Source organism: Paenibacillus rhizoryzae, from assembly GCF_059686995.1.
Window position 1 is genome coordinate 58,092 of the sequence record NZ_JCAALT010000007.1, and the last position, 12,655, is coordinate 70,746.

Consider the following 12,655-nt stretch of genomic DNA (forward strand, 5'->3'; position numbering starts at 1 on the left):
TGATGGGTACACCTCTCCTCCCTTCCATGTTAAAGGCTACCGATTACAATCGGTAGCCTTTTTCTATTGCCCCCTGTTCGTATAAAGGATCCATTTCCGTAGCATAATATGGAAAAATTGAGGGAGCTGTGACGTCTTGATCTCCTCTCGAAATCCCGTTTCCTATCCCCGGGAGATGATCAGCGCCGACTTAGGCGAGAATGAAGCGATGCTCCGGCAACTATTCGAGCATTGCTTTGATATCATTTTTCAACGGGTTGATTTGTCCGACAATTGTACGATTCTCATGGTCTACGTCGACGGTATGATCGATAAGAACGAAATCAAATCGCCGCTCTTTCAATCCTGGCTATTAGAGAAAAGCGGTACCCGCGTCGGCCAAGACACGGTCGACTTCCCCATCTTGAAAGATCATTTTGCTATCGTACGGCCGATCCGTAACGAAAGCCGTTTGCAAGAAATCGTCGAATCGATCTTGCGTGCTTGCCTGGTTGTCTTCGTAGACGGCGAGCCGGAAGCGATTATGCTGGATATGTCCGGTTCCGAGCACCGGGGAGTCGAAGAGCCGGCCAACGAAGTGGCTGTCCGCGGGCCAAGAGAAAGCTTTACCGAGACGCTTCAAACCAATACAAGTCTCTTGCGTCGAAGAATTCAATCGCCAACACTCAAGTTTGTCTCTGTCACTGTTGGAACGTATTCCAAGACTAGAATCATCATTGCCTATGTCGAGGGAAAAGCGCGTCCGGACTTAGTTGAACTCGTCAAACAGCGAATGTCCGACATTCAAATGGATATTGTTCTGGAATCCGGATATATCGAAGAATTCATTGAAGATACATCCTTCAGTCCTTTCCCTCAAGTCATGAATACCGAGCGTCCGGATATCGTGGCAGCCAGCCTAATGGAAGGGAGAATCGCGATTCTAACCGATGGAACGCCTCTTGCCCTAATCGTGCCGATCACGTTCTGGACGGCCTTTCAAGCCGTCGAGGATTATTATGAGCGATTCATCTATGCCACGCTGGTCAGGTGGACCCGATTTATTCTGTTTACCATTTCCTTGTACCTGCCTTCGATGTACGTCGCAATTACGACGTTCCATCCGCAGCTGCTTCCGACGAACTTCTTGCTGAGCATCACGTCAGCCCGCGAAGGCGTGCCGTTCCCCGGTGTCATCGAAGCCCTGCTGATGGAATTTCTGTTCGAAGGCTTACGAGAGGCGGGCGTACGCCTGCCCAAAGCCGTAGGCTCTGCCGTTAGCATCGTCGGTGCCCTGGTTATCGGGGAAGCCGCGGTCCAGGCGGGAATCGTGTCGGCACCGATGGTCATCATCGTCTCCTTAACCGGAATTGCGTCCTTCGCCATTCCGCGTTATAACATGAGCATTCCTTTCCGTATTCTGCGGTTTCCGCTTCTGCTTATTTCCGGAGCGCTTGGCTTGTACGGTATCGCCATGGGAACACTCATCATCTTAATCCATATGGCCAGATTGGAGTCGTTCGGAGTTCCCTACTTATCCCCTATCGCTCCTTTTCAGCCGGATCAAATCAAAGACGTTCTCATACGCGTTCCTTGGTGGAAGAAGTTTTCACTTAAAGCCTCGATTATAAGAAAGCCTAAGCGGAGGTAATATGCGGAGCAAACGATCTGGCTTGCTGGCGGCCATCATTTGCCTGCTTCTCTTAACCGGATGCTGGGATCGCCGTGAATTGAATGACCGTTTATTCGAACTCGGTTCCGGTGTCGATCGGCTGGAGAATGGGAAGCTATTGCTAATCGGACAATTCATGGTTCCTTCTAAATCCGGGGAAGCCGGCGGTGGAGAGAAACAATCGTACTTAATCGAAACAGGGATCGGATCGACCGTGTCTGATTGTCTCTTCGATTTGCAGTTAAAGCTGTCGCGAAGAATAACCCGGGGACATCGCAATAATATCTACATCGGAGAAAAGATGGCAGCGTCCGGCATCGCGAATCTTATGGACTCGGTAACACGGGATCCCGACAGCCGGCTCAAATCGGATATTTGGGTTGTTAAAGGGGGAACCGCTCTTGCATTTATGCAAATGTCCTATCCCCTTGAGAAGATGCCTTCTATCGCCTTATCTAAATTAAGACATAGTCTTGGCAAGAAAACAGGCAATTCGTTATTGGAGCTATTAATCGAACAAAACGTCGAAGGAAGCGGCCCTACCCTCCCTGCCGTAGAAATCATTTACGATTCGAAACTTCGAAAAAAAACGATACTCTTATATGGCCGCGCGGTTCTTAACCGTAAGGAGCAATTAGTCGGTTATTTCGATAGGATGGAATCCGTTTATCGGCTATGGGTAATTGATGAAACAGATAACGTTCCAATCTCGATGGCCTTGTCTAATGGTACTGGAACGTTCAACGTGAATATTAGAAACCCGAAAAGCAAGGTACACACTTCAGTCGAAGGCAGCAGTCGAGTGAAAATTGAAGTCGAATTGAAAGGCAACGGAGTCATTCTCGAGAGTCTTGCGGGATTAGATCTTCGAAAACCCGATAATCTTCGCCTATATGAAGCCGAGCTGAACCATCAAATTGAGACGGCCGTATTGAGTGCGATTCATAAAGCGCAGGACCAGTTCAAAGTGGATGTGTTTCATTTTGGGAAAACACTGAATCGACAGCATCCAGAAGCTTGGGCTGTATTGAACGCCAGATGGGAGCAAGCGTTCTCCGATGCGAAAATAACCGTTCATTCGCACGTGAAGATTCGCCGAATTGGACTCCAAGGGCCGCCGCCCAATAATGAATAATCCGTAAGGAGCCCTAAGATGAAGCTCACGAAATATCAATTGTTTTGGCTGTTGTTTTCGATGGAAGTCGGCATGACGCTCATGCTAACGCTTAGCCCAACATTCAAAGTGGCCAAGCAAGGTGCACCGCTAGCCATACTATTGGCTGGTTTGGCTTCTGTGCTTGTTACCTATATCGCGATAAAGCTAAGCCTTCTCTATCCGGAGGACACGTTCGTCGAATTTGTCCCGAAAATTATAGGGAAATGGCTCGGCAGGACGATCATATTCGTGTATCTGCTTCTGTGGATTACCGTAGCCGGTTTTATTCTGCGACAGTACTCGGACTTCGTTCATATGGCCTTGTTTGTGCTGACTCCTCTATGGGTCATCATCTTGTTTATCTTGTTAGTCATCCTATACGCGGTACACGGAGGCATCCATATCGTCGGACGGTGCAGCGAAGTCATCGGACCCATCATTCTCTTTAACATCTTGTTGTTCAGAATTCTATCTCTTAAAGATTTACACCTGGATCGGCTTCTTCCGCTCAAGCCAACAGAGGGCTGGCTGCCGGTGATAACAGGTAGCGCGCCGGCCGCTTCTTTCTTGAGCGAATCGGTCATGATTGTGATGCTGGTCGCTTTTCTTGTGGATAAAAGGAAGGCCGTATCCTCTGGTTTATGGGGAGTAGGAATCGCAGGCTTCATCCTATTGAACAGTGCCGTCGACTTATTGATGATTCTGGGCAACACAGTTCCAGGCAAACTTGTTTACCCTGTCTACTCCATTAGTCAATATATTTCCGTCATGGAGTTCGTTCAAAACCTCGATATTTTCTTGGTCGTCGGGATGAGCTTCACCGTTTTCATCAAAGTAAGCCTCTATGTGTTCATGGCCAGCTACGGATCCGCACAATTGTTTCAAATTCGCAAATGGCGGCATTTGCTATGGATCGTCGGCGCTCTCATCTTCATCGTCGCCCTGTTCCCTCGTAATGTGGACGAATCCCAGGTGATCTTCGCTGACTTCTGGAAAAACGTCGTTTTCCCCATATTCCTCATCGGGATCCCGTTGCTGTTATGGATGATTGGCAGCTTTAGAAAGCGCTTTTCCAAGATTTAGAGGCCTTCCATGCGATTAAGCGCGATCCCCTCTTCTGCCCCGTCCCTCGAAATAATTATTACCCTTTATTCAACCGCGTCCGTGCAAAAGCCTCCCGATAGGCAGTCGGCGTCACGCCGGATAGTCGCTTGAACCATTTTGCAAACTGCTTGTCATCCCCGATACCTACCTGTACCGCCACTTCTTTCACGTGAAGCTTCGAATCCGCAAGAATCTCCTTCGCCGTCTCCAGCTTGATGTGATGAATATAGTTGAGGAGGCCGGAACCGAATTTCTGCTTGAACATGCGAGAGAGGTAATCTTTGTTATAGCCCAAATGGGCGGCGATCCGTTCTACGGAAATATCGCGATCGAGTGCGTGAAGCCGCGTCCATTCCAGCAATTGCGGCAGCCTTGGGTCCATCGCTTCCAGCTCATTCGAATGTTCAAGCTGTTCCGCCAGCTCAATCAGCAGACAGGTCAGAAAATAGTCCCCCGCTCGCGGAATTCGATAGCCGCCGTTCGCTGCATGAAGCAATTGCCGAGCTAAAATATGGACTCGGCTCTGATTCGAGCACTCCGCATATCGGGGTACGAGGCGTATTGGTTCATTTCCTTGTGCATCTGGCAGATGAAAATGAAACCAATAAAAAGAGACACCCGGCAATGAAAGCCGGTACCCGCGATGTCGCTCACCGGGCATAAGGAATAGGATATCGCCTGCTTTTACCTCGTACATAAGGCCATCCGCTTCCATGAATACAACACCGGAAACGCCAATAATGAGCTCGTAATCGTAAATCGTTCGGTCCATATGCGACCAGGTTTCATCGGACATAAACTGACCGCCCATTTCCAGTCGGTAAGGTTCATGCAAATAAAGAGGAATCAATCGGCAGCAGCTCCAGTCTTGGGTAATTCGTCGAAATAAAGTCAGTTTTTGACACCTAATCTACTAGTTCGTCTACCGACAGCCGAATCCCTCTTCCTATATGATAGATTTGCAAGTTCAATTAAAGGAGCGAAACCGCACATATGAATACCGAGAACAAACTAGGCCACTCCTCCCCGCTCGATCTTCGTGCCGTCCAAATCCAAGATCACTATTGGTCCACATTTGTAAATCTCATTCGAGATATAGTCATTCCTTATCAATGGGAAGCGATGAACGATCGAATAGAATCGGCGGAGCCCAGCCACGTTATACGCAACTTCCGTATCGCAGCAGGACTGGAAGAAGGTCATTTCGGAGGATTTGTTTTTCAAGATACGGATATGTACAAATGGCTGGAAGCCGTCGGCTTCTCATTAGCAGCCACTCCGGACGCCGATCTGGAACGTATAGCCGATGAGGCGATTAACCTTATTGCCTCTGCTCAACAGGAAGACGGTTATTTGAACACCTACTTCGCGATTGCCGAGCCGGGTAATCGTTGGACGAACTTGATGGACTGCCATGAAATGTACACGGCTGGTCATCTTATCGAAGCAGCTGTAGCTTATTATCAAGGAACCGGCAAGACAACCCTGCTGAGCGTAGCCAGGCGATTGGCCGATCATATCGATGCCCAGTTTGGGAATGAACCAGGCAAGCTGCGCGGATACGACGGACATCAGGAAATCGAATTGGCACTTGTCAAACTTTATGAAATCACCGAGGAAGAGAAGTACTTGAAGCTGGCGAGCTTCCTCATTGAAGAGCGCGGTCAACAACCCAATTACTTGGTTGAGGAATGGGAGAAACGCGGTCGAATCAGCTACTGGTCGCCTGGGGTCGTTCAGAACAATCATCAGGATCTACGCTATCTTCAAGCTCATAAGCCGGTACGGGAACAGGAAGTCGCAACCGGCCATGCCGTAAGAGCCGTCTATATGTACACCGCAATGGCTGACCTGGCTCTTCATCAGGGAGATGCAAGTTTATTGGACGCATGTAAGCGGCTGTGGCGTAATGTGGTGCACAAGCAGATGTATGTCACCGGAAGTATCGGTTCAACGCATCACGGCGAAGCGTTCACGTTCGACTACGATTTGCCCAATGACACGAACTATTCCGAAACCTGCGCATCGATCGGACTGATCTTCTTCGCCAGACGAATGCTGCAATTGGAACCGAACGGCGAATACGGGGATGTGATGGAACGCGCGCTGTATAATACGGTAACGGCAGCACTGGCTAGCGATGGAAAAAGCTTCTTCTACGTCAATCCGCTCGAGGTGTGGCCCGCTGCAGGCAGAGGAAATCCAGGTAAGCATCACATCAAATCTGTCCGACAAAAATGGTTCGCATGCGCATGCTGCCCGCCGAATATATCGAGGCTGCTTTCCTCTCTTGGGCAGTACATCTTCACTTCAAGAGAAGATGTGCTCTACACGCATCTGTATATCGGAACAGAAACGTCGCTTACGCTAGCTGAACGAAATGTAAGTCTTAAGCTCGAGAGCGGGTTACCTTGGAACGGCAATGTTCGTCTTCGTGTTACATCAGCGGCCGGTACCGGTCTGTTCACCATTGCGATGCGCAATCCGTCCTGGTCGAACCAAATCAATTTCACCTTGAACGGTAATCCTATTGAGCCTGAAATCCGTCAAGGTTACGCCTATTTCACGCGTGACTGGCAAGAAGGAGACGTCATCGGCCTCGAACTAGACATGGAACCTAAGCGTATCTACGCTCATCCGAACGTTCGCGCTAATGCAGGCCGCGTAGCTTTGCAGCGCGGACCGCTCGTGTACTGCTTTGAAGAAATGGACAATGGCGCTGCCCTTCCGAATCTCATTCTTCCTGCAGACGCTGAAATTCGTCTTGTGCATAATGGGAATTCAGTTGCGCTTCACGCCGAAGGGTATCGCCAAGAAGATTCGGACCCCGCGAATTCGTCGCTCTACCGAATCTCATCACCGAAGCTTGAGAAACAGAGCATCTATGCGGTTCCTTATACGCAGTGGGGTAATCGCAAACCGGGGGAAATGCTGGTCTGGATTCGTGAATAAGCCGCGATTACGCGGCTTTTTTATTACCCTGACCTCTGATTAGGCTAACGAACAAGAAGAGGAGTGGCAAGCCTATAATAAATATGGGGAAAACATAAATGATCCAAACGTATTTTGCGTAATCCAGCATCCCGATAATGTTGGCAGGCACGAGTGAGATCGCGAAGATAAGAATGCCAGCAAACAGAATTACATTCCGCCAGTTCTTAATGCCAAGCAATTGTGCGGTACCATAACTATTAATGAATAAGTAAATGGCTAACTTTACGAAAACGCTGAAGATCCAGATGAACATAATCCAAACATCCATATTCTGAACAAACTCCAGATAATTAATAAATCGGACCATGCTGAAATATGGAAATATTAAGGTGGATCCGATATTGGGCCCGAACGTCATAATGACCATAATAGCCGTAAGCACGGCGATCACGGAAGGTACGCAAATCGCAAGCAACGTTGGTTTAAGCATCTTTTGCGAGTTTGCGATAAAAGGAGTTAACATCATGATCATCATAGACTCCCCTAGAAATGACGCGTTCACAAAAGAGCCCTTCACTATCGGCTGTATCCCCGTATCTGCGTAGATGGGTAAAATAAGCGCTGGATGCAGATTTGTTAAATTTAATCCGAACGTAATGATTATGCCGACCAGCAGCAGAGGTCCGGCCATTTCACTAAAACGAGCGATCGCTTCGATACTTCCAGCGTAATTGATATATACCATTGCTGCAACCATTAGCGATGCGATAACCCAAATCGGCGTATTGTGAAATAGAAATTGCTTAATAAACAATGAAAAAATACGCAAAATATCGGACGAAACGGAAAACCACATTAAAATATACAAGACGGCTATTAGCTTTCCGATCCACTTCCCAAACAGCTTCTGCGCAAACTCCACCAATGTTTGCGTAGCATGCCTTTGCGAAACCCGAATACAAATCAGGGTCACGAATAATCCAATGACCCCCGCCACTACCAGGGATATCCAGGCATCTTGTCTGGCGATCTCGATGGAAGGAGACACCGTGAGCCAGATACTCATTGAAATTTCCAATGTGGTGAACATCCAAAACAACTGCCAAGGAGAAATCTTCACTTTCTGTCTCCTATTCCTGGGATGCGTCTTCCGATTGCCCCCGTATTCTGAATTTTCAACTTCACTTTAACCGACACCTCAACTGTCGGAAATATCTGATCCCAGTTGTTCTTGATTTTCTTCCACCGGTAAGGATGTTCTCTGTGAACCTCTTCTCCGAATCCAAACACGTCTTGCCCCAACTGTTGCTGTATTTTCTTAATGGTTGCCTCTACCTGCTTCGCTTTCATTTCATTTAGCTTACGTTCTAACGGAATTCGTTCCGCGGTTACCGAAATGTCAATATTCGTGTTGTTTTCAAGGACCCTTCCGGTTCCCTCCACCTTTACGAACACTTTGATTTTATTTCCTTCAAATTCGGTACGAACGGATTTCCTTAAGTTGGATTCAAATAAAGAAACGGTGCCTTCTCCTGTTTCTTCCGATATAAATTGATTCTTTAGTACGCCTTTAACCCAGAACAACTCCAGCGATTCTCTTCCAGACACTTCGCCGACCATTTGCAAGTGTCGATTAAAGATGGCAACGGATTTTACTTCGATTATTTTACCTTTTTCCAGCTCATTATTCGGCGATGTCTCCACCATCGGCATGGCAGGACGGATGCCGTCACGTCCTACATCGAGCAAGACATCCCGTAAAGCAGAGTCCCCTAAACGGCAATACCGGTCTTGATCTACAGCTACAATTGCAGAAAACTGATTAAAGGGACTGTTGATTTTCAATACATCGCTCCCTTGCCCGTTATTCACTACAAATATATCCGTGCGCATACGCGTGTCGGTATTTCGTGTAAATTGATCCATAATTTCAATTAAACCTTTACGCGCAAGCTTCTCTCCGATGAAAATCGACCTGCGATGTCCAAGAAAAACCTTTCGGGGCAATTTGTCTTGAATCTGTTGTTCCAAATCCACGATAGAAGAACCAGTCGTTGATAGAACAATATTTGCCCGATGCTGACTGCCGCTCCCTCTCCCCTTGAATTCAGCGGGAACTGCGATCTGAGCGCTCTTTTGCAGGTTACCTTCCTCAGATAAATCCAGCGCGGTTCCAATCCAAAACGCATATTCGTTAATTTCGTTCCTATCCCAACATCCGGAGATGAAGACGGTCATAATCAACCAGAACAATAAACCGATTTTCCTCATTATTTTCGCTGCGCCGGTACGAATCGTTTATTCAGTCGTATTAGCGTGTCCTTCCAAATAGTTTGTCCGATCGGAGATACGGGTTGCAAGTACGGAACCCCGAATGACTTCAGGGTGACAAGATGGATCAAGATGAATATGACGCCGATGGCAACACCATACAGACCAAGGAATCCACCCACGATTAGAAGAGGAAACCGGAGCAATCGAAATGGCAAGGCCAAGCTATAGCTGGGGAAAGCAAAGGATGCGATACCGGTACCTGCTACGATCATAACAATAGGAGCCGATATAAAGCCTGCTTGAACAGCTGCCTCTCCGATAACCAATGCACCAACAATACTCACTGCTGAACCGATTGCTTTGGGTAACCGCAGTCCTGCTTCCCGCAATCCCTCAAACATCAATTCCATCAACAAGGTTTCAATTACGGTTGGAAATGGAATTCCTTCTCTAGAGGCCGAAATACTCAGCATTACGGCGAGCGGAATCATCTGGGGATGGAACGTCGTCAGCGCAACATATACGGAAGGAAGTAAACAAGATAGCATGGCCAGCAAAAGCCGTAAAATTCTGACCGCCGAAACGTAGATGAATCGTTCATAATGGTCTTCCGCCGCTTGAAAGCCTGACCAAAAAGTCATAGGCAGCAGTAATGCGTTCGGAGATCCGTCCACGATAATGGCAACTCTGCCAGCCAATAAACTCGAAGATACGGTGTCCGGGCGTTCCGTATTTTGGATTTGCGGGAATAGGGATAAAGACTTGTCCTCGATAAATTCTTCAATATAACCGGAATCCAACAACTGATTCGTGTGAAAAGCTTGAAGCCTGTTTCTAACCTCTTTAAGAAGTTCCGGCTTGGCGATATCTTCGATATAAGCAACAACAAAATCGGTATGGGTTACCTCGCCCGCTTGATGCATTTCAAACTTTAATGTCGGGTGGCTTATTTTTCTTCGAATCATGCTTAAATTGGTCTTCAGGTCTTCGGTAAATCCTTCACGAGGACCGCGAATAGAGGCCTCATTTGAGGGTTCATCAATTGCGCGTTGTTTGTAAGCCGTCAGCTCTGCCAAATAGGCAAAAGGCTTGCCGTCTATAAGTATGGCCGTGCTCCCTTTTAAGATTTTTGCTACAATTTCCGAGAAGCGAACAACGATCTTATATTGTGTCAGCCGTTCAAAATCACGGCTTATCATGCATGCCGAAATAATCTGTTCTAATCTAGTTGAATCTGTCAGCTCTTCGATATAAACAAGTAGAATTTCGGATTGATCCGTAAGCTTTAAGGGCCGAAATACGATATCCGCGCAGTTATCCAAAATATGGCGTAAAGCTTCATAATTGATTTGCATGCTTTCGTTCACATCGACCGGAAAGTTTGGCTCCATGTCATTTCCACCTCCTTCCAAAAGCTCGGTTTTATCATGTGAGCATTTGTATTTCCTTATGCAAGAAAAGAAAAGAAGCCCTGCGCGTAAGTTGCGCCAGAGCTTCTTCGGCTTTATTATCGTACAATTCATAGGATTGTCCTTAGACAATCCGCTTCGATTGCTGCATCCATTTGCAGTTCCGTAATGAGCAGCAGTCGTTGGCACTCTGCTGTTTCTGCTTCTTGTTCCATTTTCCGCAGTAACTTCGGTACTTCCCAGATTGCACGTAAAGCGAAGGAGGCCAGAAAACCAAAGCGAGGAACCGCTTCATCGCCATCCCAACCCGATCGTCTCATTCCTTCAAGGTACGAGGTTAGTAATAGCTCCTTATAGGCTCGAAACTGATCGGTAGGTACATTCCCTCGGCTTAGCGATAATCCCAAGAAACGGCCCAGATCCTCCCCTATTCCGGATATACTGGCAAATTGCCAATCAATCACGGCGAGCTGCCGATCTTGCGAATGTGCGGGATGTAACAGGATGTTAAGCTCATAGAAATCCTGATGCGCAAATGTTCGCGGTAAACGCTCTAGCGCTAATAGCCAATCATGGATAAGGAATTCAAATTGGTTAAAGCGATCGATGAGGGCATTCACTCTTTGATTGGAAGAGGATCGCTCGCCAGCCGGAGTCATCAACCGATAGGTCTGACATTCATGGACCCATGATCTCATCCATTGCCGATTCGCCCATGGTAAATCCGGTATCGGGCTAGCACTTATGTAAGCAGATTGAAATTCTCCTAGCTTCTCAGCAGCATAGGCATAATCATTCCACTGCCAAGGCCTTGTTCCATAGGACATATCCTCCAGCCAGAGCCACACGTTACCGTCGTTATTTTCGTCAATCCCATAACATGCCGGTGCTTTCAAACCCGCTGGTAGACGGTGAAGATAACCTGACTCATAAGCCTCAATTTCGCGACGCCAATAATTGTAGTGGGTCGGATCATTACGACTAGGATCGACAAGGATGATTTTAAGAATCAACGACCAAGAGTGGCTGTTTCCGTCATCCGTGCTCGTTCTTCCGGAAACCCGATATACCCCGCCCGTCACATAATTAGGTCTAGCCGATTTGATGGTTTCGCAGTCCCACTCTATTAGTGTACCATTATCGATATGTAAACTTAGGTTTGAAATCATTCGAACTCGCTCTGCGTCGATGAATACCGGAAAATGTTGTACATTCATTGGTAGCACCTCTTGTTTAGGCTTGAGTGGCCTCAGCTATTTCACCGCTTTCAAACATTTCACGACTAGATTACCAAAGCCTTGAATGTCTTGCAGACCAGAAGAAACCATGTCTCGGTAATGTTTCATCGAGATGCCTTGGTGTAGCGATGGCGACGACTTGATCAAATATCGCAGCGGGCAGGATTTGCTTCCCCCTATACTTGCCTCTTCCCAGATGAATTTGTCCCCAATAACCAAGTTCTCTTGTGCTCACGAATAGATTTGCCTCTCCGCCTTGATCGCCTAAATATTCCTCATCAAGCCACACCAGTTTATCCTTCTTTTCACCTCTCCAGCCGGTCTCTATGAACCCGCACGGTTCAAAAACGCGTTCGCTTAATACTTCAGCGAGCGTTTGATTAAATACCTTTTGCACAATGCGAAGAAGCAAATTTACGCCGGCATTATTGTACTTCCAATCCGTTCCCGGTGGAAACAGCCTCTTCATAGGGCCCTGCAGCCCGTGAGTATGGGTCAGCAGATGCCGAATGGTTGTATGGCCGACAATGCTGTCGTCCAGATCCTCCAAATACTCGGAAACATAATCGTTAATGCTATTAATCTTTCCTTCATAGAGAGCCAAACTTATTGCGAAGCCCAGATACGTTTTGCGAATGGAGGCTACATTGAATTGCGATTGCCCATCTATCATACGGCTGTTTGGCGAGTAATCATGATGACCTGAATAGTATTCATTAATGATCTGCTCATTTTGGATCACGACGACAGATGCTGCTGAAGCTGAGATTTGGTTCTGAATAGCCCATACATATTGATTAAGCTCATCGAAATCGCTGCTTGTTTTCACCACATCCATTACCTTTATTTCTCCTTTGTGGTAAGGCTGATCTTCATCTACACCATTCTA

General features: G+C 47.2%; 10 protein-coding genes. 4 read left to right on the forward strand and 6 right to left on the reverse strand.

The genetic code is table 11. From position 1 onward, the window contains the following. Positions 1-136 precede the first annotated feature (136 nt). Genes AC6ESO_RS20900 through AC6ESO_RS20910 form a run of 3 tightly spaced genes read left to right on the forward strand, consistent with a single transcriptional unit; the run spans position 137 to position 3,890 of the window. Positions 137-1,630, forward strand: coding sequence for a spore germination protein (locus AC6ESO_RS20900; protein WP_497093070.1), 1,494 nt, complete (start codon positions 137-139; stop codon positions 1,628-1,630). Between the two features lies 1 nt (position 1,631). Then, positions 1,632-2,786 carry a Ger(x)C family spore germination protein gene (locus tag AC6ESO_RS20905; protein ID WP_497093071.1) on the forward strand — a complete coding sequence of 385 codons (1,155 nt, stop codon included), beginning with the start codon at positions 1,632-1,634 and terminating at the stop codon, positions 2,784-2,786. Between the two features lie 18 nt (positions 2,787-2,804). Next, complete coding sequence (locus tag AC6ESO_RS20910; RefSeq protein ID WP_497093072.1) at positions 2,805-3,890, forward strand: GerAB/ArcD/ProY family transporter; 1,086 nt, start codon at positions 2,805-2,807, stop codon at positions 3,888-3,890. Positions 3,891-3,948: 58 nt separating this feature from the next. Here the strand turns inward: AC6ESO_RS20910 and AC6ESO_RS20915 are convergent, their stop codons facing one another. After that, positions 3,949-4,761: a helix-turn-helix domain-containing protein gene (locus AC6ESO_RS20915; protein ID WP_497093073.1), complete on the reverse strand. Its 813-nt coding sequence runs from the start codon at positions 4,759-4,761 to the stop codon at positions 3,949-3,951. Between the two features lie 143 nt (positions 4,762-4,904). Between AC6ESO_RS20915 and AC6ESO_RS20920 the strand changes: the two genes are divergently transcribed. After that, entirely contained in the window at positions 4,905-6,863 is a 1,959-nt protein-coding gene (locus AC6ESO_RS20920) for a glycoside hydrolase family 127 protein (RefSeq protein ID WP_497093074.1), read from the forward strand. Between the two features lie 7 nt (positions 6,864-6,870). Here AC6ESO_RS20920 and AC6ESO_RS20925 read toward each other — a convergent pair whose 3' ends face one another. From AC6ESO_RS20925 to AC6ESO_RS20945, 5 genes are all read right to left on the reverse strand, one after another. Further along, on the reverse strand, positions 6,871-7,965 hold the full coding sequence (locus tag AC6ESO_RS20925; protein ID WP_497093075.1) for a GerAB/ArcD/ProY family transporter: 1,095 nt from the start codon (positions 7,963-7,965) through the stop codon (positions 6,871-6,873). Then, a complete protein-coding gene (locus tag AC6ESO_RS20930; protein WP_497093076.1) occupies positions 7,962-9,116 on the reverse strand; it encodes a Ger(x)C family spore germination protein in 1,155 nt (384 codons plus the stop codon). Before AC6ESO_RS20930 ends, AC6ESO_RS20925 begins: the two co-directional genes overlap by 4 nt. After that, on the reverse strand, positions 9,116-10,642 hold the full coding sequence (locus AC6ESO_RS20935; protein ID WP_497093077.1) for a spore germination protein: 1,527 nt from the start codon (positions 10,640-10,642) through the stop codon (positions 9,116-9,118). The genes AC6ESO_RS20930 and AC6ESO_RS20935 overlap by 1 nt, the downstream gene beginning before the upstream one ends. Then, complete coding sequence (locus AC6ESO_RS20940; protein WP_497093078.1) at positions 10,639-11,745, reverse strand: phosphotransferase; 1,107 nt, start codon at positions 11,743-11,745, stop codon at positions 10,639-10,641. Before AC6ESO_RS20940 ends, AC6ESO_RS20935 begins: the two co-directional genes overlap by 4 nt. Positions 11,746-11,815: 70 nt before the next feature. Continuing rightward, a complete protein-coding gene (locus tag AC6ESO_RS20945; protein WP_497093079.1) occupies positions 11,816-12,604 on the reverse strand; it encodes a serine hydrolase domain-containing protein in 789 nt (262 codons plus the stop codon). Positions 12,605-12,655 lie beyond the last annotated feature (51 nt).

Coding starts and splice junctions, on each gene's coding strand:
- AC6ESO_RS20905 (WP_497093071.1), top strand. CDS start 1,632: ATGCGGAGCAAACGATCTGGCTTGCTGGCGGCCATCATTTGCCTGCTT.
- AC6ESO_RS20910 (WP_497093072.1), top strand. CDS start 2,805: ATGAAGCTCACGAAATATCAATTGTTTTGGCTGTTGTTTTCGATGGAA.
- AC6ESO_RS20920 (WP_497093074.1), top strand. CDS start 4,905: ATGAATACCGAGAACAAACTAGGCCACTCCTCCCCGCTCGATCTTCGT.
- AC6ESO_RS20930 (WP_497093076.1), bottom strand. CDS start 9,116: ATGAGGAAAATCGGTTTATTGTTCTGGTTGATTATGACCGTCTTCATC.
- AC6ESO_RS20935 (WP_497093077.1), bottom strand. CDS start 10,642: ATGAATTGTACGATAATAAAGCCGAAGAAGCTCTGGCGCAACTTACGC.
- AC6ESO_RS20940 (WP_497093078.1), bottom strand. CDS start 11,745: ATGAATGTACAACATTTTCCGGTATTCATCGACGCAGAGCGAGTTCGA.
- AC6ESO_RS20945 (WP_497093079.1), bottom strand. CDS start 12,604: ATGGATGTGGTGAAAACAAGCAGCGATTTCGATGAGCTTAATCAATAT.